Annotated in this window: 13 protein-coding genes; 11 read left to right on the top strand and 2 right to left on the bottom strand. The window is 71.5% G+C overall.

Translation table 11 applies throughout. The features are described from left to right. The first annotated feature begins 14 nt into the window (after positions 1-14). The 7 genes from WQ56_RS01555 (at position 15) to pbpC (ending at position 14824) form a co-directional block, all read left to right on the top strand. Positions 15-4943, top strand: coding sequence for an alpha-2-macroglobulin (locus WQ56_RS01555; RefSeq protein WP_047135279.1), 4929 nt, complete (start codon positions 15-17; stop codon positions 4941-4943). Between the two features lie 253 nt (positions 4944-5196). Beyond that, positions 5197-6450, top strand: a complete 1254-nt coding sequence (locus WQ56_RS01550; RefSeq protein WP_047135278.1) for an HlyD family efflux transporter periplasmic adaptor subunit — start codon at positions 5197-5199, stop codon at positions 6448-6450. Positions 6451-6467: 17 nt separating this feature from the next. Continuing rightward, positions 6468-7235: an ABC transporter ATP-binding protein gene (locus tag WQ56_RS01545; RefSeq protein WP_047135277.1), complete on the top strand. Its 768-nt coding sequence runs from the start codon at positions 6468-6470 to the stop codon at positions 7233-7235. Further along, the gene (locus WQ56_RS01540; RefSeq protein WP_047135276.1) at positions 7232-9673 is read left to right on the top strand and encodes an ADOP family duplicated permease; all 2442 of its coding nucleotides are present in this window, start codon (positions 7232-7234) and stop codon (positions 9671-9673) included. The genes WQ56_RS01545 and WQ56_RS01540 overlap by 4 nt, the downstream gene beginning before the upstream one ends. Positions 9674-9723: 50 nt before the next feature. Continuing rightward, on the top strand, positions 9724-11112 hold the full coding sequence (locus WQ56_RS01535; RefSeq protein WP_047135275.1) for a sigma-54 dependent transcriptional regulator: 1389 nt from the start codon (positions 9724-9726) through the stop codon (positions 11110-11112). Between the two features lie 812 nt (positions 11113-11924). Next, entirely contained in the window at positions 11925-12443 is a 519-nt protein-coding gene (locus tag WQ56_RS18970) for an ATP-binding protein (protein ID WP_231583318.1), read from the top strand. After that, positions 12440-14824 (top strand): penicillin-binding protein 1C, encoded by a 2385-nt coding sequence (gene pbpC, locus WQ56_RS01525; protein WP_047135273.1) that lies wholly within the window; start codon positions 12440-12442, stop codon positions 14822-14824. Before WQ56_RS18970 ends, pbpC begins: the two co-directional genes overlap by 4 nt. Before the next feature lie 100 nt (positions 14825-14924). Here pbpC and WQ56_RS01520 read toward each other — a convergent pair whose 3' ends face one another. Further along, positions 14925-15404: a peroxiredoxin gene (locus WQ56_RS01520; RefSeq protein ID WP_047135272.1), complete on the bottom strand. Its 480-nt coding sequence runs from the start codon at positions 15402-15404 to the stop codon at positions 14925-14927. Between the two features lie 212 nt (positions 15405-15616). Between WQ56_RS01520 and WQ56_RS01515 the strand changes: the two genes are divergently transcribed. Continuing rightward, the gene (locus WQ56_RS01515; protein ID WP_047135349.1) at positions 15617-16066 is read left to right on the top strand and encodes an Hsp20/alpha crystallin family protein; all 450 of its coding nucleotides are present in this window, start codon (positions 15617-15619) and stop codon (positions 16064-16066) included. A gap of 156 nt (positions 16067-16222) precedes the next feature. Further along, positions 16223-17131 carry a DnaJ C-terminal domain-containing protein gene (locus WQ56_RS01510; protein WP_047135271.1) on the top strand — a complete coding sequence of 303 codons (909 nt, stop codon included), beginning with the start codon at positions 16223-16225 and terminating at the stop codon, positions 17129-17131. Positions 17132-17157: 26 nt separating this feature from the next. On the opposite strand, the gene WQ56_RS01505 is transcribed toward WQ56_RS01510, so the two are convergent. Continuing rightward, complete coding sequence (locus WQ56_RS01505; RefSeq protein ID WP_047135270.1) at positions 17158-18150, bottom strand: YhdH/YhfP family quinone oxidoreductase; 993 nt, start codon at positions 18148-18150, stop codon at positions 17158-17160. 345 nt (positions 18151-18495) lie between these two features. Between WQ56_RS01505 and WQ56_RS01500 the strand changes: the two genes are divergently transcribed. Next, complete coding sequence (locus WQ56_RS01500; RefSeq protein ID WP_047135269.1) at positions 18496-21219, top strand: TonB-dependent receptor; 2724 nt, start codon at positions 18496-18498, stop codon at positions 21217-21219. A 56-nt stretch (positions 21220-21275) separates the two neighbouring features. Continuing rightward, positions 21276-22172 carry an endonuclease/exonuclease/phosphatase family protein gene (locus WQ56_RS01495; RefSeq protein WP_156170178.1) on the top strand — a complete coding sequence of 299 codons (897 nt, stop codon included), beginning with the start codon at positions 21276-21278 and terminating at the stop codon, positions 22170-22172. Positions 22173-22207: the final 35 nt, after the last annotated feature.

Below are 22207 nucleotides of genomic sequence, written 5' to 3'. Positions count from 1 at the left end.
GCGGGGAACACGGGATGTCGATCGGATTTCGGGGGCGCCCGGGCGCCTGTTGCGTCGCGGTGCTGCTGCTGGCCGTGGCGGTCATGCTCGTGGGCGGCTGCCGGCGCGACCCCGGCGGCCAGGTCCCCGCCGCCGGCGGCGAGGCGATCCGCACCGAACGCGCGCAGGTCGAGGGCTTCGGCCTGGTGCGGGCGTTCCCCGACCAGCACGATGGCGCGCTGTCGCTGGCCCTCGAGTTCTCCGAGGCGCTGGTCGGCACCCAGGACTTCGATGCGCTGGTCACGCTGGCCGACAACGCCGGCCGCGACGGCAGCTGGACCCTCGACGACGACGGCAAGGTGCTGCGCTTCCCGCACGTGGAGGCCAACCGCGACTACACGGTCCGCATCTCCGGAAAGCTGACCTCGGCCGACGGCGACACGCTGGGCCAGGACCTCGAGCGCAAGGTGTTCACCGGCGAGCTCGATCCGGTCGTCGGCTTCGCATCGCAGGGCAGCGTGCTGCCGGCGAAGGAATCGCGCGGCCTGCCGATCGTCTCGATCAACGTCGAGGAGGTCGACGTGGAGTTCCTGCGCGTCGACGACGCGTCGCTGCCGGCGTTCTTCGCGCAGTACCAGCGCGGCGGCCGCCGCGGCAGCTGGGATCTCGACGACCGCTACGGCTACAGCGGACGCACGCCGCTGTCGAAGCTCGCGCAGCCGGTGTACGTCAACCGCTTCTCGATCGACGGCGCGCGCAACGAGCGCGTGCTGACCTACCTGCCGCTGCAGGGGATCAAGGAACTGCAGCAGCCGGGGCTGTACTTCGCGGTGATGAAGCGCGCCGGCGCATTCGCCGACCAGTTCGAGACGGCGTTCTTCACCGTCAGCGACATCGGCCTGCACGCACGTGCCTACCGTGAGCGCCTGTTCGTCCACACCGCGTCGCTGCGCGACGGCGCACCGATCGGCAACGCCGAACTCGAGGTGCGCGACGGCAAGGGCGAGACCGTCTTCCGCGGCAAGACCGACGCGCGCGGCAACGCAATGCTCGACTACCGGCTCGAGGCCGCGCACGTGCTCATCGCCCGGCGCGGCGGTGACGTGTCGATGCTGCCGTTCAACCAGCCGGCCCTGGACCTGTCGGAGTTCTCGGTCGGCGGCCGCGAGCAGGCCTGGTTCGACGTGTTCGCGTGGTCGGGCCGCGACCTCTACCGCCCCGGCGAGACGGTGCGCGTGTCGGCGCTGCTGCGCGACCACGACGGGCGCCCGGTGCAGGCGAAGGACGGCCGCGCGCAGACGCTGTTCGCCCGCCTGCGCCAGCCCGACGGCAAGACCTTCCTCGAGCGCCGGGTCGAGCCGGGCGAGGGCGGCTACGTCCGGTTCGAGCACGAGATCCCGGTCGATGCGCCGACCGGCAGCTGGCGGGTGGAATTCCGCACCGATCCGGCCAGCCGCGAGGCGGTGCAGGGCATGACGCTGCGCATCGAGGAGTTCCTGCCCGAGCGCATGAAGCTCGACCTCGACGCCGGACAGGCGACGCTGCGCCCCGGCGAGCCGCTGCGGCTGCAGGCGACCGGCGCCTACCTCTACGGCGCGCCGGCGGCCGGCAACCGCTTCACCGCGCGGCTGGCCGTCGCCGTCGAGCGCGCGCCGGTCGAGGGGCTGCCGGGGTTCTTCTTCGGGGATCCGACCGTGGAACTGCCGCGCGAGGCCAAGGAGGTCGTCGACGGCACGTTCGACGCGCAGGGCCGGCTGCAGGCCGACATCCCGCTGCCCGACGAGGCCCGGCCGGTGACGCCGATCGCCGCGATCGTCTCGGGCAGCCTCTACGAGACCGGCGGGCGCAGCGTGGACCGCACGCTCAAGCGGGTGCTGTGGCCGGCCGACGCGCTGGTGGGCGTGCGCCCGCTGTTCGATCCTGACGATGGCGCCGACGCCAATGCGACCGCGCGCTTCGAGCTGGTGCGCGTGGGCCAGGACGGCAAGCCGCGGCCGTTGCAGGGGCTGAAGGTCTCGCTGGTGCGCGAGCATCGCGACTACCACTGGCGCAACGACGACGAGGGCTGGCGCTACGAATTCACCCGCCGCTTCGAGACCGTCGAGACGCGCAGTGTCGATGCGGGCGCCGCGGCCGCGCGTTTCGACGTGCCGGTGGAGTGGGGCGAGTACCGCATCGACGTCGAGGACCCGCAGACCAAGCTGGTCTCGCGCTATCCCTTCCGCGCCGGCTGGGGCTGGGACGATGACAACCGCGGCCTCGATGCGCGTCCCGACAAGGTCAAGGTCGCGCTGGACAAGACCGGCTACCGCGCCGGCGACACGATGCGCGTCACGGTGACGCCGCCGCACCCGGGCAAGGGCCTGCTGATGGTCGAGAGCGACCGCATGCTCTATCTGCACGAGATCGACGCCAGGCCCGGCAGCACGTTCGAGATCCCGGTCACCGAGGACTGGGAGCGCCACGACGTCTACGTGACCGCGCTGGTGTTCCGCGGCGGCAGCGCGGCGAGCGCGGTCACGCCGGCGCGCGCGGTCGGCATCGCGCATGTGCCGATGCAGCGTCGCGAGCGCCGGGTCGCAGTCGGGCTCAAGGCGCCAGAGCACATCCGCCCCGAGGGCCCGATGCAGGTCACCGTGAGCGCGCCGGAGCTGGCCGGCCAGGCCGCCTGGGTCACGGTGTCGGCGGTCGACGTGGGCATCCTCAACATCACCCGTTTCCCGGTGCCCGACGCCTGGCGGCATTTCTTCGCGCAACGCCGGTTCGGCGTCGACGCCTACGACGTCTACGGCCGGGTCATCGAGAGCTTCGAGGGCGGCACCGCGAAACTGCGCTTCGGCGGCGACGCGCCCTTGGCCTCGCTGCCGCAGGCGCGCCGTCCCACCGCGCGCGTGCAGACCGTCGACCTGTTCGCCGGCCCGGTGAAGCTCGACGCGCGCGGCAATGCCCGGGTGCCGCTGCAGGTGCCGGACTTCAACGGCACGCTGCGGGTCTCGGCGCTGGTGTTCTCGGCCGACCGCTACGGCAGCCGCGACGTCGAGACGCTGGTGCGCGCGCCGGTGGTCGCCGAGGCCAGCATGCCGCGGGTGCTCGCGCCCGGCGACCGCAGCACGGTGACCCTGGACCTGACCAACTTCAGCGGCCGGGCGGGGGAGTTCGACGTGCGCGTCGACGGTGTCGGGCCGCTGGCGATCGGCGACGGCAGCCGCCGGGTGCCGCTGGCGGCCGACGGCAAGGCCACGTTGCGCTTCCCGCTGACCGCGCAGCCCGGCTACACCGTCGCGAAGGTGCGCGTGCGCGTGGCCGGCAACGGCCATCGCGTCGACCGCAGCTACGACCTGCCGGTGCGCCCGGCCTGGCCGGCGGTGCTGCGCTCGAGCACGCGCGTGCTCGACGGCACGACGCCGCTGACGCTCGACGCCGGTGCGATGGACGGGCTGATGACCGGGTCGGTCAACGCGCGGTTCTCGGTCAGCGCGCTGCCGCCGATCCCGTTCGCCGCCGCGATCGACGGTGCACTGAGTTATCCCTACGGCTGCGCGGAGCAGACCACCAGCCGCGGCTTCGCTGCGCTGCAGCTCGACGAGGCCACCGTCGCGATGCTCGGCATTCCGGACGTCGACGCCGCCAAGCGCCGGCGCGTGGTGGAGGCCGCGTTCGGGCGGCTGGCATCGATGCAGGTCGGCACCGGGCACTTCTCGATGTGGGGCGACGACGGCGACGTCAATCCGATGCTGACCCCGTACATCGTCGAGTTCCTGCTCGATGCCCGGGATGCCGGCTTCGCGGTGCCCGAGGCGGTGCTGCAGAAGGCGCTCGAGCGGCTGTCCGAGGACCTGCTGTCGGGCGGCAACGCGTTCTACGGCCAGGACGAGCGCGAGCACCTGCGCTTCGCCTACCAGGCTTATGCCGGCTACGCGCTCGCGCGGGTCAACCGCGCGCCGCTGGGCACGCTGCGCGGGCTGTGGGACAACGAGCGCGCGAACACGCGCACCGGCCTGCCGCTGGTGCACCTGGGCCTTGCGCTGTCGCTGCAGGGCGACAAGGCGCGCGGCGAGCGCGCGATCGAGGCCGGCTTCGCGTTCAAGGGCGACCGGCCGGGCTACCTCGGGGACTACGGCACGCCGCTGCGCGATGCGTCGCTGATGATCGCGCTGACCCACGAGCGCGACGTGGCCAAGGCGGCCTACGACGCCCGTGCGGTCGACATCGGTCGCGACCTCGATGCCCGCAGGCAGCGCGGCTGGATGTACCTGAGCACGCAGGAGCAGATCGCGATCGCGCGGCTCGGGCGCGCGCTGATGGCGGACCAGCGCCGGCGCGTCGGTGGCACGCTGCGCGAGGGCGACGTCGAGGAGGCGATCGCACCGGCGGCGATCGTCGGCCGCGCGTTCGACGAGGCCGGGCTGCGTCGCGGCGTGCATTTCGCCCCGCAGGGCGAGCCACCGATGTACGCCAGCATCGATGTCGCCGGCGTGCCGCTGCAGGCGCCGGCCGCCGATGCCAGCGTGCTCAAGGTCGAACGCCGGCTCTACGGCACCGATGGCCAGCCGTGGACGCCCGGGCCGCTGGCCGAAGGCGAGGCGCTGATCGTCGCGGTCTCGGTCGTCGCCGACCGCGACATGCCCGACGCGCTGTTGACCGACCTGCTGCCGGCAGGTCTGGAGGTCGAGAACTTCAACCTCGGCGACGGCAAGCAATGGGCCGACGTCGTCGTCGACGGCATCCGGATCACCGAACGCGGCGGTGCGGCGACGGTGCGGCACGAGGAGTATCGCGACGACCGCTTCGTCGCCGCGCTCAAACTCGACCGCGGCCGCACCGCGCGCGTGTTCTACCTGGTCCGCGCGGTCAGCCCCGGCACCTACACCGCGCCGCCGCCGCTGGTCGAGGACATGTACCGTCCGCAGCTGCGCGGCGTCGGTGCGTCGGTGCCGGACAGCATCACGGTGGTGCAGCCCTGAGCGTCGCGCGGCCATCGACGCACCCCCTGTAGGAGCGCGCTTGTGCTTGCATCCCCTTTTCGGGGACGCGCGACGGGCTTTCCCGGGGAAAGCCCCATCACGCGCAAGCGCGCTCCTACAGGCCTGTACGATTTCGGGCGCCGTCGTCCGGAATCGTACGGTTTGGGGACTGGTCTCTTCCCGGGTCCGCCGGTCGAATCAATGGCTTGAGCACCGCCGGGCGGTTGGCACGATCCCTGCGCCGATACCGGGCATGGACATCGCGAAATCTTCCCGCACGCCGCTGTGGCGGCTTCGCAATCTGCAATGGAGCGCGCTCGGCGTCGCCGCGCTGGCGCTGCTCGTCGGCGTCGGCCTGGGGATCGGTCGCGCCGCGCCGGGCGTGAGCCGCTCCGAACTCTGGATCGATACCGTGGTGCAGGGCGACATGCATCGCGAGATCCGCGCGACCGGCACACTGGTCCCGCGCCAGATCCGCTGGATCTCGGCCGGCGCGACCGCGACCGTGCAGGAAGTGGTGGTGCTGGCCGGTGCGCGCGTGGAGGCCGACACGGTGATCCTGCGGCTGGCCAATCCCGAACTGCAGTCCGCGCTCGACAAGGCCGAAGCCGCGCTCGCCGGTGCCGAGGCGGACGTCGCCGCGGTGCGCACGCAACTCGTGTCGCAACTGCTGGACCAGCAGGCGCAGGAAGCGGCCGCATCCTCGACCTGGCGCATCGCGCAGGTCAAGCGCGAAGCCTTTGAACGCGCGCACGCGGCCGGCGTGATGTCGGCGATCGACATGCGCGAGGCGCAGATCACCGAGGAGCAAGGGCAGGGCCAGGCGCGGATCGAGCGCAGCCGGGTGGCCGCGTTTCGGCAGACGATGGCGGCGCAGTTGCAGGCTGCGCGGGCACGGCGCGATGAGGCGGCCAGTGCCACGGCCATCGCCCGTGCGCAGGTCCGGGGGCTGGCGGTGCGCGCCGGCATCGACGGTATCCTGCAGCAGGTCGAAGTCGAACCCGGCCAGCAGGTCGAGACCGGCGCCAAGCTGGCGCGGGTGGCGCGTCCGGACGAACTGATCGCGCGCCTCCAGGTGCCCGAGGTGCTCGCCAAGGATCTGGTGCTCGAACTGCCGGTGTCGGTCGACACCCGCAACGGCGTCGTCACCGGGCGGCTGGCACGGATCGATCCCGCGGTGCGCGAGGGCAGTGTCACCGTCGATGTCGCCTTCTCCGACCCGCTGCCCGCCGGCGTGCGCCCCGACCTGTCGGTCGATGGCAAGGTGCTGCTCGGCACACTGCGCGACACCTTGAGCATCGCCCGGCCTGCGTCCGCCGCGCCCGATGCGCGCGGCACCCTGTTCGTGGTGCCTGCCGGCAGCAACGAAGCGCAGCGCCGGCCGGTCGAGTTCGGCGCCGTGTCCAGCGACCGCATCGAAGTGCGAAGCGGCCTCCGGCCTGGGGACACGGTGATCCTGTCCGACACCAGCCGCTGGAACGACCACGACACCCTGCGACTCCAATGATCCGAGGACTGCCATCCATGCATGCCCAACCGCCCCGTACCGACACCCCCCTGCTGCAACTGCGCGAGTTGGGTAAGGTCTTCCATACCGACGAGGTGGAAACGCACGCGCTGTCGGGCATCTCGCTGGACATCCGCCGCGGCGATTTTGTCGCGATCACCGGCCCGTCGGGCTGTGGCAAGTCGACCTTGCTGTCGATCCTGGGCCTGCTCGATCCTGCCAGCAGCGGTCGCTACGTCCTCGATGGGCAGGACGTGGCCGATCTCGATGCGCGGGGACGCGCGCGCGTGCGCAACGGGCGGATCGGTTTCATCTTCCAGGCCTTCAACCTGATCGCCGACCTCACGGTCGAGGAAAACGTCGCGCTGCCGCTGACCTATCGCGACGACATCGCGCGTGATGCGTTGCGCCGGCGCGTGCGTGAGGTGCTGGAAGTAGTGGGCATGGGGCATCGCACCCGCCATTACCCGGGGCAACTGTCGGGCGGGCAGCAGCAGCGCGTCGCGGTCGCACGGGCACTGGCCGGCGACCCGGCGATCCTGTTGGCCGACGAGCCCACCGGCAACCTCGACACCCGCAACGGCGAGGCGGTGATGCAGTTGCTCGAACAGTTGCACGACAGCGGCACCACGCTGTGCATGGTGACCCATGACGCCGCATTCGCCCGCCGTGCGCAGCGCATCGTGCACATGCTCGACGGCCGCATCGTCGACGAGGACAGCTTCGAGCGGCTGCGTGCCGAACGCGATCTGCCGTTGCCTGGGCTGGTGGGGGCTGCACCATGACGCCGGGCGTCGCGTGGCGCGAGGCCGGTCAGGCCTGGCGTGGCCTGCTGCGGCGGCCGGGCTACCTGATGCTGGCGATGCTCACGCTGGCGCTGGGCGTGGCGACCACGACCGCGGTGTTCGCGCTGATCGACCAGGCATTGCTGCGTCCCCTGCCGTTTCCCGAGTCGGCGCGGTTGGTCACCATCGGCCAGTACGACGACGGCGACCGCAACGTCGCCGGGCCGGCCTATCGCGAGCCGGTCCGCGCGATGGGATCGGTGGTATCGGTGGGCATGCTGCGTGGTTGGACGATGGACGCCAACATCGCGCGCGGCGATACGGCCGAGGTGGTGCGCTCGATGCGGGCCGACCGCGGATTCATCGATACGCTGGGACTGCCGCCGATGCTGGGTCGCAACTTCAGCGTCGAGGAGGACCGCCCGCATGGCCCGCAGGCGGTGATCCTCGCCCATGCGCACTGGCGCCAGGCCTATGGGGCCGATCCGGCGGCCGTGGGACGCGTGGTGCAACTGGAGGGGCAGGCGGCGGAAATCGTGGGCGTACTGCCAGCCAGCTTCCAGTGGCCCGAGCCCTTCGATGTCCTGTTGCCGTTGCAGCAGGACACGGCGGCGCGATCCATGTCGACCAACGAGATCCTGGTCGCCCGGCTTGCACCCGGTGTCGACATCGCCGCCGCCTCGGCGGAGGCGGCGACCGTGATCGGGCAGCTGATGCTCGACGACGGCACCGCCGATCGCCGTGACGCATTGCGCCAGCATCTGCGCGAGCATCCGCCCAGCGCGCTGCCGATGCTGTCGAGCCTGTTCCGGGCGCAGAGCGGCAACACGCTGTGGCTGTTCTCCGCTGCCGCCGGCTGCGTGCTGCTGATCGCGGCGGTGAATCTCGCCAGCCTGATGCTGCTGCGCACACTCGACCGCAGTCACGACCATGCGGTGCGGCTCGCACTGGGCGCCTCGCTGCCGCGGTTGGGGTTGCCGATGCTGGCCGAAGGCGCGCTGATCGGCATCACCGGTGCCGCGATCGGGCTGTTGCTGGCATGGCTGGGCCTGCGCCTGTTCGCCGGTGCAGTGCCGCTGGTCTGGTTGCGCGGCGAGCCGCCGGCGCTGTCGGTGGCAAGCCTCGTATTCGCGGCCGCGTGTGGCGTCGGTACCGCAGTATTCGCCGCGCTCCTCGGCATCTGGCGGACCCGCCGGCTGCCGCTCGCAGCAGAACTGGTGGGCGGCGGGCGCGGTGGCTGGAGTCGCAGCTCAGGTCACCTGGGCAAGGCGCTGGTGGTCACGCAGGTGGCCCTGGCGGTGGTGTTGCTCATAGGCGCGGGTCTGTTCATGCGGACACTGCAGGAGCTGTCCAACGTCCCGCTCGGGATCGAGAGCCGGCAAACATATGTGTTCAACCTGTCGCCGGTGAAGGGCCGTGTGGAGACCGTCGAAGCGGTCGATCGGCAGACCACCCGGATCCTCGAACGGCTGCGTCGGATGCCGGGTGTGGCCGCCGCGGCCGCCGCGAGCAACCCGCCGGTGACCACGCAATTGAACTTCTCGGTGGAACTGCCGGACCGACGCGAGATCAGCAGCCAGTATCGCTTCATGACCCCGGACATGTTCGCGGTCTTCGGGATCCCGGTCCTGGCCGGCCGCGGGCTGACTGCAGGCGATGTCGCAGGGGCCGAATCGGTCTGCGTGGTCAGCGAAGCATTCGCACGTCGCTACCTGGACGGCGACGCGCTGGGCAAGCTGCTGACGATGCCCTTTTACGACGGTCCGCAGAGTAGGGCGATGCGCGTGGTCGGCGTGGTGGGCGACGTGCGCCACGCTGGGCCGGCCGAACCCGCAGCGCCGGTCATGTACACACCGATGGCGCAGTTGCCCGATGCGATCTGGCAGATCATCCGCGGCTTCGGCGGCCTGACCTACTCCATGCGGATGCACGGCGGGACCGCCGTGGATGAGGCCGCGCTGCAGCGTGCGATCGCCGAGGTCGCGCCCGGCCAGCCGATCTCGAACCTGCGCGCCATGACCACGGTGGTCGCGTCCACGACCGGCCAGCAGGCGCTCAATCTGCAATTGGTCGGCTTGTTCGCGGCCTTGGCGTTGCTGCTGGCGTCGGTGGGGCTGTATGCGGTGATGGCGACCTCGGTTGCCGCCCGCCGCCACGAGTTCGGCGTGCGTGCCGCGCTCGGCGCGCCGCCGGCGCGATTGTTGCGGCAGGTCCTGCTCGAGAGCGCGCGGCAGATCGGCATGGGATTGGCGATCGGGTTGACGCTCGCACTGTCGGGTTCGCGGGTGCTGCAGGGATTTCTGTTCGGTGTCGAGCCGGCCGATCCGCTGGCCGTCGGCCTGGTGCTGGGCGTGCTCGCGCTGACCGCCGTGGCGGCCGCCTGGGTGCCGGCCGTGCGGGCGGCGCGGGTGTCGCCGATGCAGGCCTTGCGGACATGAGCGCGGTGGCCGCCCAGAGCGCCGGCGCGACTTCCGACTAGACTTGCGCCATGCCGCTTTCGCACACTGCACACCGCATCCTGGTCGTTGACGACCAGGCCGACGTCCGCGAGGCGTTGCGCCTGTTGCTCAAGACCGCCGGGTACGGCATGGTCGGTGCCGCATCGCCGGACGAGGCGTTGGCCTGTCTGCGCGGCGACGCATTCGCCGCGGTGCTGGTGGACATGAACTATGCGCGCGACACCACGTCCGGTCAGGAGGGGCTGGCTTTGATCGAAGCGGTCGCCGCGCAGTGGCCGGACCTGCCGGTGGTGGCGATGACGGCCTGGGCCAGCGTCGAACTTGCGGTCGAGGCGATGCGCCGGGGCGCGGTGGACTTCATCGAGAAGCCCTGGCAGAACGCGCGCGTGCTGTCGGTGCTCGACAGCCGCATCGCGCTCGATCGCCAGCGACGCGAGTTGCAGCGGCTCGGTGCCGCCCACGCATTGCTCGCGAGCGAGGGCAGCGACGGCTTCATCGTCGAGTCGCCGGTCATGCAGCGGCTGGTGGACGACCTAGTACGCGTGGCCGACAGCGACGCCGCGCTGTTGCTGCTGGGCGAGAACGGCACCGGCAAGAGCCTGATCGGACAACTGATCCACCAGTGGTCGCCGCGTCGCGATCGGCCGCTGGTCAAGGTCAATCTCGGCGGCCTGACGCCGACGTTGTTCGAGTCCGAGCTGTTCGGCCATGTCAAGGGCGCCTACACCGATGCGCGGCAGGAGCGGGTAGGACGTTTCGAACTGGCCGATGGCGGCACGTTGTTGCTCGATGAGATCGGCAACCTGCCGCTGGCCCAGCAACCCAAGCTGCTGCGCGCGATCGAGGACGGTGAGTTCGAGCGGTTGGGATCCTCGCGGACCGCGCGCGTGGACGTGCGCATCGTCGCGGCGACGAACGCGGACCTGCCGGCGGAAGTCGCCGCCGGACGCTTCCGCCAGGACCTGCTGTATCGCATCAACACGTTCCAGGTGCGCGTGCCGCCGTTGCGCGAGCGCCGCGAGGACATTCTGCCGCTGGCCCGGCACGCGCTGGCGGCTGCCTGCAGGCGCTATGGCCGCACGATGCCGCGGTTGGCCGCGTCCGCCGAGCGCGCGCTGCATGCCTACGCGTGGCCCGGCAACGTACGCGAACTGGCGCATGCGATGGAGCGTGCGGCATTGCTCGCCCGGGGGGCGGAGCTGGTCGCCGACGACCTGCGGCTGCAGGCGGCATCCTCGCCGGAGACATCGCTGGGCGATATGACGCTGGCGCAGGCCGAGGCCTGGCTGCTGCGCAAGGCGCTGCGCGACCATCCTGGCCATCTGCAGCGCAGCGCCGAGCAATTGGGCATCACCCGCCAGAGCCTGTACCGGCGCCTGGACAAGCACGGCATCGATCCCCAGGCCGGCGACGTGTGAGAGGCGCAGCGCTACCGCTGTGGCGCGTGCTGCTGGTAGCGCTTCCGGCGCTGTCTGCGCTGTGCATCGTGCTTGTGGCCGGCATCCCGCAGGGCGCCGCCCGCATCTGGCTGGCGATACTGGTGGTCAGCCTGACCGCGGGGCTGGCGGCGCTGCAGGTTGCCCGCGCTCGCCGCGCGCTCGTGACCCTGGCCAGCCTGGTGGATGCGTTACGCGAAGGCGACTACAGCCTGCGCGCAGCGACGATCGGCCGGCCGGGCGATGTCGTGGCGGCCGAGGCCTTCAACCGTCTGGCCCTGCACCTGCAGGACGAGCGTCGCCACGTGCACGAGAGTCTGCAGTTGCTGGCCAAGACGCTGGCGACGCTCGACGGCGCGGTGTTCGTGTTCGAACAGGACATGCGGCTGCGCATGCTCAATCCGGCAGGCGAACGCGTGCTGGGGCGACCCGCAGCGACGGCACTCGGCAAGGACGCGACGACGCTTGGTCTGGCGCCTCTGTTCGCGTTGCCGAGTGGCGCATTACACGCGCAGCGTTTCGGCGGACAGGCCGGGCGCTGGCAGATCAGCCATGCCGCGCTGCGCAGCCGCAGCCAGGCGGGGCGCCTTCTGGTGATGCAGCCGATGGAGCGTGCCCTGCGCGAGGAGGAGGCGCAGGCCTTCCGGCGCCTGCTGCGCGTGCTCGGGCACGAGATCAACAATTCGCTGGCGCCGATCGCGTCGATGGCCGACACCTTGCAGCGCCTGCTGCCGGGTGCGGGTGTGCCGCTGCCGGCCGAAAGTCGCGACGATGCACTCGGCGGCCTGCGCCTGATCGAACAGCGCAGCCTCGCGCTGCAGCGGTTCCTCGGCGGTTACGCACGTCTGGCGCGATTGCCGCCGCCGGTGCTCGCGCCGGTCGCGCTCGACGAGCACCTGCGACGCGTGCACCGCTTGATCGGCGATGGACGGGTGCGTCTGCGTACGGTGCCGCCATTGCGGGTGATCGCCGACGCCGACCAGCTGGAGCAAGTCCTGATCAACCTGTTGCGCAACGCGTTGGAGGCCAATGCCGAGGGCAGGGAGGTCGAGGTGGTCTGTGACCTCGACGGCGACCACGTGCGGATCTCGATCGCCGATCGCGGGCCCGGCCTGCCGGCGAGCGACAACCTGTTCGTGCCGTTCTTCACCACCAAGCCCGGTGGTTCGGGGATTGGGCTGGTGCTGTCGCGGCAGATCCTTGAGGCGCAGGCGGGCAGCCTGCAGTTGCTGGCGCGCGACGAGCCGCCGGGCAGCGTGGCCCGTGTGCGCCTGCCGTCGGCCGGAGCGTACGACCAGGGAGCGACGCGTTGAGGCCTGAGCGCGGCGAACAGCGCGTCCGGACGTGGGGGCGCCGGCTGCTGCCCTGGCTGCGCTGGGGCACGGTAACGCTGCTGCTGTCGCTGCTCGCGCTCGACCTGGCGTTCCCGCCGCAGTTGCCCACGCGCGAGGACGCGAGCGTGCTGGTGGTCGCGCGCGACGGCACGCCGCTGCGTGCGTTCGCCGATGCCGATGGCGTCTGGCGCCATCCGGCGACGCCGGCGAGCGTGTCGCCGTACTACCTGCAGGCGCTGCTCGGCTACGAGGATCGCTGGTTCCGGCGCCATCCGGGCGTCAATCCGCCGGCGATGGCGCGGGCGGCCTGGCAGTGGGCGCGGGGCGGGCGGATCGTCTCGGGCGGCTCGACGTTGACGATGCAGGTCGCGCGCATCCTCGATCCGCAGCCTGCGCGCGGGCGCACGCTGCGCGGCAAGCTGGTGCAGCTGCTGCGCGCGTTGCAGCTCGAGGCGCATCTGTCCAAGGACGAGATCCTGACGCTGTACCTCACGCGCGCGCCGTTCGGCGGCACGATCGAGGGCGTCGAGGCGGCCAGCTGGGCCTACCTGGGCAAGCCGGCGGCGCGGTTGTCGCGGGCCGAGGCGGCGCTGCTGGCGGTGCTGCCGCAGGCGCCGAGCCGGCTGCGTCCCGACCGCGCGCCCGGGGCGGCGCGCGCGGCGCGCGACAAGGTGCTCGAGCGCATGGTCGCGCTGGGCACGTGGACGCGCGCGGATGTCGACGATGCGAAGATCGAGCCGGTCGTGGCGCGCAGCCTGCGGCCGCCGCTGCACGCCGCGCTGCTCGCGCAGCGATTGCGCGCGGCGAACCCCGGGCAGGCACGGATCGTCTCGACGATCGACGTCGGCCTGCAGCGCATGCTCGAGCAGCGGGTCGCGAGCTACTTCTCGCAGCTGCCCGAGCGCACCTCGGCGGCGCTGCTGGTCGTCGACAACGCCAGCCTGGAGGCGCTGGCCTACGTCGGCTCGGTCGAGTTCGGCGACCGCGCGCGGTTGGGCCACGTCGACATGGTGCGCGCGTGGCGCTCGCCGGGCTCGACGCTCAAGCCGTTCCTCTACGGCATGGCGCTCGACGACGGACTGATCCACTCGGCCAGCCTGCTGGTCGATGCGCCGCAGTCGTTCGGCGGCTATCGCCCCGGCAACTTCGACGCCGCGTTCAACGGGCCGGTCGCCGCCGCCGATGCGCTGCGGCTGTCGTTGAACGTGCCGGCGGTGGACCTGCTCGACCGGGTGGGCCCTGCGCGGTTCGCCGCCCGGCTCGACAACGCCGGCGTCACGCTGCGCTTCCCGCGCGGGGCGGTGCCGAACCTGTCGCTGATCCTGGGCGGGACCGGGGCGACGCTCGAGCAGCTGGTCGGCACGCACGCGGCGCTCCATCGCGACGGGATCGCCGGCCGCGTGCGCTACACGCCTGATGCCGCGCCGCGGGACCGCCGGCTGCTGTCGCCCGGTGCGGCGTGGATCGTGCGCGAGATCCTCGAATCGGCCGACCGGCCCGGCGGGCGCGCCGGCACGTTCGACACCGGGGACCGGCCGAGGGTGTCGTGGAAGACCGGCACCAGCTACGGCTACCGCGACGCGTGGGCGCTCGGCGGCACGCACCGCTACACGGTCGGCGTGTGGGTCGGACGGCCCGACGGCACGCCGCTGCCGGGCCAGTACGGCGCGATCACCGCGTTGCCGCTGCTGCTCGAGACCGTCGACAGCCTGCCGCGTGCGCGGGGCGACGGGCAGCGTGCGCCGCCGCCGCGCAACGTGCGCGAGGTCGAGGTCTGCTGGCCGCTGGGCACCGCCGCCGACGCGCAGGAACCGGCGCTGTGCCAGCGCCGGCTCGATGCCTGGACGCTGGACGGCAACGTGCCGCCGACCTTCGCCGAGCGCGATGCGCGCCGCTGGAGCGCGGGGCGTGTGCGTTTCGATGTCGACGCGCGCAGCGGCCGGCGGCTGTCGGCCGACTGCGACGCACCGCACCCGCGCGCATCGCGTGCGATCGCGCGCTGGCCGGCGCTGGTCTCGCCCTGGCTGCCGGCGGCCACGCGGCGCGCTGCGCAGCTGCCGCCGCTGGCACCGGACTGCCGGCCCGACGGCCGCGAGGCGGCCGGTGCGTTGCACATCGAGGGTCTGGAGGACGGCGTGACGCTGCTGCGGCCCCCGGGCAGCGCGCACGGCGTGCGCCTGCAATTGCGGGCCCTCGGCAGCGAGGGCGGGGTGCAGTGGCTGCTCGATGGCCGGTGGATCGGCCAGACGCGTGGCACGCAATGGCTGCGGCACGAGTTCGACACCGCGGGCGCACACACGCTGACGGCGCTGGCGGACGACGGTGCGTGGCGGAGCGTGGCATTCCGGGTGGCGCAGTGATGAGGGAGCACCGGGCCCTGTAGGCGCGCGCTCGCGCGCGATGAAGCTTTCCCGATGAAGCTCCTCGCGCGCGAGCGCGCTCCTACAGGGGGCGCATGCCTCAGTCCAGGCTCGCCAGCACGTGCTCGGCCGACGACACCTTGAATTCGCCGGGCGCCTCGACGAACAGCTGCCGGACCACGCCGTCCTCGGCGTACAGCGCGAAACGCTTGGCGCGCGTGCCCATACCGTAGGCGGTCGCGTCCATCTCCAGCCCGAGTGCGCGCACGAAATCGGCGTTGCCGTCGGAGAGCATCTGCAGGCCGTCGGGCACGCCGACGCTCTCGCCCCAGGCCTGCATCACGAACGGATCGTTGACCGCGATGCAGACCACGTCGATGCCGCGGCTGCGGAACGCGTCGAAGTGTTCGACGAAGCCGGGCAGGTGGCGTTCCGAACAGGTCGGCGTGAATGCGCCGGGCACGGCGAACAGCACGACGTGCTTGCCGGAGAACACGGTCGGGGTGTCGATGACGCGCACGCCGTCGTTGATGTGCTTGAGCGTCACCTCGGGAATGGCGTCGCCGATCTGGATGGTCATGGTGGACTCGCGGGGGACAGGGTGAACGCAGTCTATCCGCTCGCGCACGGCGTCGCCGGGACGGCTTGAAACCGGCGCGCCGGTTCCCAGATCCGGGACATCGCGGCCGACGGGGCCGCCTTTCAACACGGAGTCATCCCATGCGACATGAAGCCTACCGTGCCGTCGCCCGCCAGCCGGCCCGCACCGAGCGCGCGACGTTCCAGGACGAGATGCGGCGTTTCTTCGACCAGTTCGTGCAGGGCGGCGACGCCCAGGACGAGTCCTCGGTCGTCACCAGCCAGTGGGTCCCGCGCGTGGACATCCACGAGGAGCGCGACCGGTTCGTGATCCTGGCCGATCTGCCGGGCATCGATCCGCAGGACGTCGAGATCTGGATGGACAAGGGCATCCTGAGCCTGAAGGGCGAGCGCCGCACGCGCACCGGCGGCGACGCCGCCGAGGGTGGCGAAGCGGGGCGCGGCGACGTGCGCTTCTCGCGGATCGAGCGCGCGACCGGCCATTTCCACCGCCGCTTCTCGTTGCCCGACAGCGCCGACGCCAACGCGATCACCGCGACCGGGCACAACGGCGTGCTGGAGATCAGCATCCCCAAGCGGCCCGAGACCACGCCGCGGCGGATCCAGGTCGGTGCGGCGCAGGACGCGGCCTCCCAGGCGTAAGCGGGCGCCCGTGACGCGCCGCGCGATCCGCGCGGCGTGGCGACGACGACGGACACGGCGGCCTGCAGGTATCCTGCGGGCCGCTGTCGCATCCGGCCCCCGGATCCGGCGATCCCCATTGTCGCGGCGCCGCGGCGCCGCATTGGAACTCCCCACATGCAGTTCAAGGATTACTACGAGATTCTCGGCGTCGAGCCGAATGCCGGCGACGCGGAAATCAAGACCGCCTATCGCCGCAAGGCACGCAAGTACCATCCCGACGTCAGCAAGGAGGCCGGCGCCGAAGAGACGTTCAAGGCGATCAACGAGGCCTACGAGGCCCTGCGCGATCCCGACAAGCGCAAGGCCTACGACCAGTTGCGCGCACGCGGCTACCGTCCCGGCGACGAGGTCCGGCCGCCGCCCGGCGGCTTCGGCGGACCCGGCGCGGGCGGCGTGGACTTCGACGAGATCTTCGCCGGTGGCGGTGCCGGCGGCGGCTTCAGCGACTTCTTCGAGGAACTGTTCGGCCGGCGCGCCGGCGGCGGCTTCGGCGGACAGGCCGGGCCCGGCACCCGCGGGCATGCGCCGCGCGGCGACACGCGCGCGCGACTGGCGGTGCCGCTGGAGACGGTCTACCGCGGCGACAGCGTCCGCGTGCCGGTGTTGGGCAAGACCTTCGACGTGCGCATCCCCAAGGGCATCCGGCCCGGCCAGGTCGTGCGTCTGCCGGGGCAGGGCCAGCACGGCGGCGACCTGCTGCTGGAGATCGAGTACGCCGCCCATCCCGACTTCGAGGTCGACGGGCGCAACATCATCCACTCGCTGCCGGTCGCGCCGTGGGACGCCGCGCTCGGTGCGACGCTCAGCGTGGCGACGCTCGGCGGCCGGGTCGAGCTGAAGATCCCGCCCGGCTCGGAGGCCGGCCGCAAGCTGCGGCTGCGCGGACGCGGCCTGCCGGGCAGCGGCGGCGCCGCGGCCGGCGACCAGCTCGTCGAACTCGAGATCCAGGCGCCGACGCCGCGCACCGAGGCGCAGACCGCGGCCTATGGCACGCTGCGCGAGGCGTTCTCCGGCGAGGCCTGAGGCGGCCGGCCGCCGGCGCGGCCGGATCAGATCGTGACCAGCGTCCTGCCGACCGCGCCGCCGGCGAGCAGGCGCGCGAAGGTGTCCGGCAGCTCGGCCAGCCCGATCTCCCGCGTGCAGATCGTCTCCAGGTGGCGCGGTCGCCAGTCGCCGGCGAGCCGCTGCCACACCGCCTCGCGCAGGTCGCGTGGCGCGTTGGCCGAGGTGACGCCGATCAGCGACACGCCGCGCAGGATGAACGGCATGACCGTCGCATCGAGGTCCGCGCTCGCGGCCAGGCCGGCGCTGACCACGTTGCCGTAGAACGCGGTCCGCGCCAGCAGGCCGACCAGCATCGGCCCGCCGACGTTGTCCAGGCCGCCGCCGTAGCACGGCGTCTCCAGCGGCTTGCCGGCGCGCAGCGCGTCTCGCCCGAGCACCGCGCTGGCGCCGAGCCCGCGCAAGTAGTCGGCCTGGTCGGCCTTGCCGCTGATCGCGTGCACCTCGTAGCCGGCGCGGGCGAAGATGTCGACGGCGAGCGAGCCGACGCCGCCGGTGGCGCCGGTGACCGCCAGCGGGCCGAGCGCCGGGGTCTGCCGGTTGGCCTGCATGCGCAGCAGTGCCAGCGCCGCGGTGAAGCCGGCGGTGCCCAGGATCATGCTCTCGCGCAGGCTCAACCCGTCGGGCAGGGCGACGACCGCGGATGCGGGCGCGCGTACGTACTGCGCATAGCCGCCGTCGCGCGTCTCCGACAGCCCGCAGCCGGTGACCAGTACCGCATCGCCCTCGCGGAACGCGGGGTCGCGCGAGGCGGCGACGTGGCCGGCGACATCGATGCCGCCGACCAGCGGGAAGCGTCGCAGGATGCGGCCCTTGCCGGTACCGGCAAGCGCGTCCTTGTAGTTGACCGAAGAATGCACGGCGCGGATCACGACCTCGCCGTCGGACAGCGCGTCCAGGGCGATGCGCTCCAGGCCGCTGCGATGGCCGGGCGCGTCGTCGTGGATGCGGAAGGCATCGAAGCTTGCGGGGATAGCCATCGGAGCACCTCGTCGAATGTCGGGGCCGCTCAGGATACAGAGGCGTGCTGCCGCTCTCGGCACGGAATGGTGGGGCGCACCGACGGCCGTCCCGCGTCGGCCGCCGGGCATGGCGACGCCCGATGCTGACGCGCGACTGTCACATCGCGACGATAATGTGCGCGACTTAAATCGATTCAAACAGCGTGCGGGCGACCGGTGACAGGGCCTCGGCAGCGCTTTGGTGCGAGACCGGTCCACACGTGTCCATTCTCCAGGCGAGGTCGCTGCGTCACAGGCTCGGCCTCTCCGGATTGGATCGATTCAGCGTCATCTCCCCGTCGAACCGAACAGCAGGAAATCGTCATGCAGCAGAGTTGGGCATCGCAGGCCGCGCCGCGGCCGGACCGCAATGGGCGCAACGTCGTGGACGGCACGCGCGCCGGTACAGGCGCCGGGACACGGACGCACGCGCTGCCGCGCACGCTGCTCGCGGTCGCACTGGCGGTCGCGGTCGGGCAGGCCGTGGCCGACGACGCGTCGCCGGACGCGGCCCGCACCCTCGATGCCGTCCAGGTCACCGCGGCGGTCGTCACCGACAACGCGGTGCGCAGCAAGCGCAACGCCGGCGTGACCGTCGACTCGCTCGACGAGAACAGCATCCAGGTCACCAGCCAGGAAGACTCGATCGCGCAGAAGCTGCTGGTCGCGCCCGGCGTGAGCCTGATGCGCGACGAGGACCAGCCGCGCTACGTCTCGGTGCGCGGCATCTCGCCCAACATCAACAGCACCACGATCGACGGCATCACGATGGCCTCGGTCGGCGACGAGGGCGGCGGCGAGCGCAAGATCAACCTGCAGATGATCCCCAACGACATCGCCGACCGCATCGACATCTACAAGACCTTCTCCGCCGAGCAGGCGGCCGACGGCGTGGGTGCCAGCATCGACCTGATCAGCGGCAGCGCGTTCGACCACGGCCGGCATGCCCTGCATGTCGAGGGGAGCGCCAATTACCACGACCTGAGCAACGACGACGGCGCCAATTCGATGCCGCGCACCACCTCGCGCTGGGGCGGCGGGCTCAAGGGGCGTTACTCCACCGTCTTCGGCGACGACGACCAGTTCGGGATCACCGTGTCGCTGCGCCAGCAGCAGTTCCAGACCTCGCAGAACAAGCTCTTCCAGACCTCGCACCACTTCTTCGACAACGATGGCGCGCCGATCGGCGGCCCCCTGCCGGCCGCGGGCTGGAACGGCATGGTGGCGCCCAACGCCATCGCCTATTACGCGGACAACCGCTGGATCAACAGCTACGGCGGTTCGGCCAAGCTCGAGTGGATGCCCAGCAACAGCCCGTTGCGTGCGTCCATGCTGGTGTTCGGTTACGGACTCGAGGAGCGGCGGACCGAGAACGGGTTCCAGTTCGTCACCCGGCAGGCGGTGGCGGGGCAGACGCCGACGTCCGGTACGAAGGACATCCAGGCGATGGAGGTGATCTTCGAGGACCGCGTGCTGGCCCGGAACAACCGCGGCCTGCTCACCGGCCTGGAATGGTCGGAAGGCGACCAGTGGCTGGGCCTGCGTGCCGGCTACACCCGCGACCGCTCCCATGGCACCAGCGACAGCGTCCGCCTGCGCGCGGAGCCCGGCCCCGGCGAGCGGCTGCACTACGCGTCGTCCGGCCCCGGCGAGATCTTCAACGTGGTCGGCCTGGACGATCCGGGCATCATCGGTAACACGCCGTACCTGCTGAGCGGCGCAGGCGCGAACCGCACGTACGCGACCGCCGGCCTGGGCAACGTGCGTCTGGACTTCACCCGCAACATCGGGGCCGAGGCGCGTGGCCTCGGGTTCGCCGCGGGCCTGGAACACAAGCGCCTGGACGTGAACACCGATCACACCCGGCGGGTGCACCAGGTGGGCGGCGACTACAGCGACCATCTCTACGATCCGGGCTGGCGGTATCCGCACGCGATGTACGCGTTGCCGTTCTTCGACACTCCGCGCTTCGTCGAGGGCGGCGGGTGGTCGGGGTTGGGGTTGAACGACGTCGCGACCGCGTACCAGAGCCAGGCCTCGGATTTCCGCTATGTGGAGAAGATCCGCGATGCCTACCTGTCGCTGCACTACGCCACCGACCTGATCCAGGCGATCGTGGGCGTGCGCTACGACGACACCGCATTCAAGGCCTACACGCCTGCGATCGAAGGCGGGGTGGTGACCGGGACGACGACCAACGCGGGCGGCTACGACAACCTGCTGCCGTCGTTCAACCTGGTCGCGCGCGTGCGCGACGACGTCAACCTGCGCTTGAGCGCCAGCAGGACGATCGGCCGTCCGATCCCGTCCAACATCGCCCAGGCCGAGGTGCTGAACTGCAATGCCGACACCGGCGACTGCACGCTCTCGCGCGGCAATCCGGATCTCGAGCCGCTGCGCTCGCGCAATCTCGACGTGTCGGTAGAGAGGTACTTCAACGGCAACAGCGGCTACGTGTCGCTGGCGCTGTTCCACAAGGCGATCGAGGACAACATCGTCGGCATCAGCGAAGAACGCATCGACGCCGACGGCCTGCTGACCACGATCACCACGCCGCGCAACCTCGACGATTCCAGCGTGCGCGGCGTGGAACTGTCGGTCGTCAGCCGCGACATGCCGCTGTGGGGCCAGCGCTTCGACGTCATGTTCAACGCCACGCGCATGGACGGCGAGATGACCTACACCTGGTCGGAAGGCTCGCGCCGGATCGACCAGCTGGCGACCCAGCCCGACAAGCTCGCCAATCTCGGCGTGACCTGGCACGTGCCGTGGCGCGACAGCCGGTTGACGGTGTCGCGCAACTACACCGGCAAGCACATCTTCACCATCGGCGCCAACGAGTGGGGCAACCGCGGCTTCCGTTCCCGCTCGGTGACCGACATCGCCTGGGTGACCCGGATCGACCCGCGCTGGACGGTGGGACTGAGCGCCGCGAACGTGTTCAACGAGGACCAGTACCAGACGGTGGGCGAGCACTACCAGACGATGCGCAACCTCAACAACTACGGTGCGACCTATGCGTTGACGGTGAGCTACGACCTCGACTGACGCCCTCGGGGCCGCGTCCCACGGATGCGGCCCGTCCCATGAACGATGGAGATGCCATGACCGTTTCGATCCGCCGCGCATTGCGGCTGCCGCTGGGCCTGCTGCTGACGGCGCTGGCGGCGCTGTCCGTGCCCGCGTCCGCCGCCGGCGCCGACGCGCCGTCACCCGACCTGCGGGTGATGGGCTTCAACGTCCGCTACGCGGCGCCCGGCGACGGCGCCAACGTCTGGGACGCCCGCCGCGACCTGCTGGTCGAGACGATCGCGCGCCGGCGTCCGCATCTCGTCGGCACGCAGGAACTGCTGCGCGGGCAGGCGCTGTACGTCGACGCGCACCTGCCGGGCTATGCGTGGTTCGGAACGGGCCGCAACGGCGACGACACCGACGGCAACGGCAACGAGCACATGGGCGTGTTCTACGACGTCCGTCGGCTCGAACTGCGCGAGCAGGGGCATTTCTGGCTGTCGGACACGCCCGACGTGCCGGGCAGCGACAACTTCGGCCTGGCGATGCCGCGCATGGCGACGTGGGGGCGGTTCCGGGACCGCGCCAGCGGGCGCGAGTTCTACCTGTTCAACACCCACTTCCCGCACACCGCCGATGCCGAGCCCCTGCGCGAGCGGTGCGCCGAGCTGCTGCTGGCGCGCATCGCGCGCCTGCCGGCGGACGTCCCGGTCGTGGTGACCGGCGACTTCAACGCCGTACCCGGCTCGCCGACGCACCGCCGACTCGCCGGTCCGCTGCGCGATGCCTGGCAGGCCGCGCCGCATCGCACCGGGCCGGAGGCGACCGTGCACGCGTTCACCGGCAAGCCGACGGACCGCATCGACTGGATCCTGTTCCGGGGTCTGGACGTGCGGCACGTCGAGACCGCGACCGACCAGGCCGACGGCCGCTATCCGTCCGACCATTTCCCGGTCGTCGCCGACTTCGCCTGGCCGTCGCGGCCCTGAGTTCCCGAAGACTGCAGCGCCGTGGACGCCGCTTG

The sequence above is a fragment of the Luteimonas sp. FCS-9 genome, assembly GCF_001014645.1.
In the GTDB taxonomy this organism is placed as follows: Bacteria; Pseudomonadota; Gammaproteobacteria; order Xanthomonadales; family Xanthomonadaceae; genus Luteimonas.
This window is presented reverse-complemented; position numbering and strand designations above follow the sequence as displayed.

What these genes read in the sequence shown, in the direction of transcription:
- WQ56_RS01555 (WP_047135279.1), top strand. Translation starts at nt 15, where the DNA reads ATGTCGATCGGATTTCGGGGGCGCCCGGGCGCCTGTTGCGTCGCGGTG.
- WQ56_RS01550 (WP_047135278.1), top strand. Translation starts at nt 5,197, where the DNA reads ATGGACATCGCGAAATCTTCCCGCACGCCGCTGTGGCGGCTTCGCAAT.
- WQ56_RS01545 (WP_047135277.1), top strand. Translation starts at nt 6,468, where the DNA reads ATGCATGCCCAACCGCCCCGTACCGACACCCCCCTGCTGCAACTGCGC.
- WQ56_RS01540 (WP_047135276.1), top strand. Translation starts at nt 7,232, where the DNA reads ATGACGCCGGGCGTCGCGTGGCGCGAGGCCGGTCAGGCCTGGCGTGGC.
- WQ56_RS01535 (WP_047135275.1), top strand. Translation starts at nt 9,724, where the DNA reads ATGCCGCTTTCGCACACTGCACACCGCATCCTGGTCGTTGACGACCAG.
- WQ56_RS01520 (WP_047135272.1), bottom strand. Translation starts at nt 15,404, where the DNA reads ATGACCATCCAGATCGGCGACGCCATTCCCGAGGTGACGCTCAAGCAC.
- WQ56_RS01515 (WP_047135349.1), top strand. Translation starts at nt 15,617, where the DNA reads ATGCGGCGTTTCTTCGACCAGTTCGTGCAGGGCGGCGACGCCCAGGAC.
- WQ56_RS01510 (WP_047135271.1), top strand. Translation starts at nt 16,223, where the DNA reads ATGCAGTTCAAGGATTACTACGAGATTCTCGGCGTCGAGCCGAATGCC.
- WQ56_RS01505 (WP_047135270.1), bottom strand. Translation starts at nt 18,150, where the DNA reads ATGGCTATCCCCGCAAGCTTCGATGCCTTCCGCATCCACGACGACGCG.
- WQ56_RS01500 (WP_047135269.1), top strand. Translation starts at nt 18,496, where the DNA reads ATGCAGCAGAGTTGGGCATCGCAGGCCGCGCCGCGGCCGGACCGCAAT.
- WQ56_RS01495 (WP_156170178.1), top strand. Translation starts at nt 21,276, where the DNA reads ATGACCGTTTCGATCCGCCGCGCATTGCGGCTGCCGCTGGGCCTGCTG.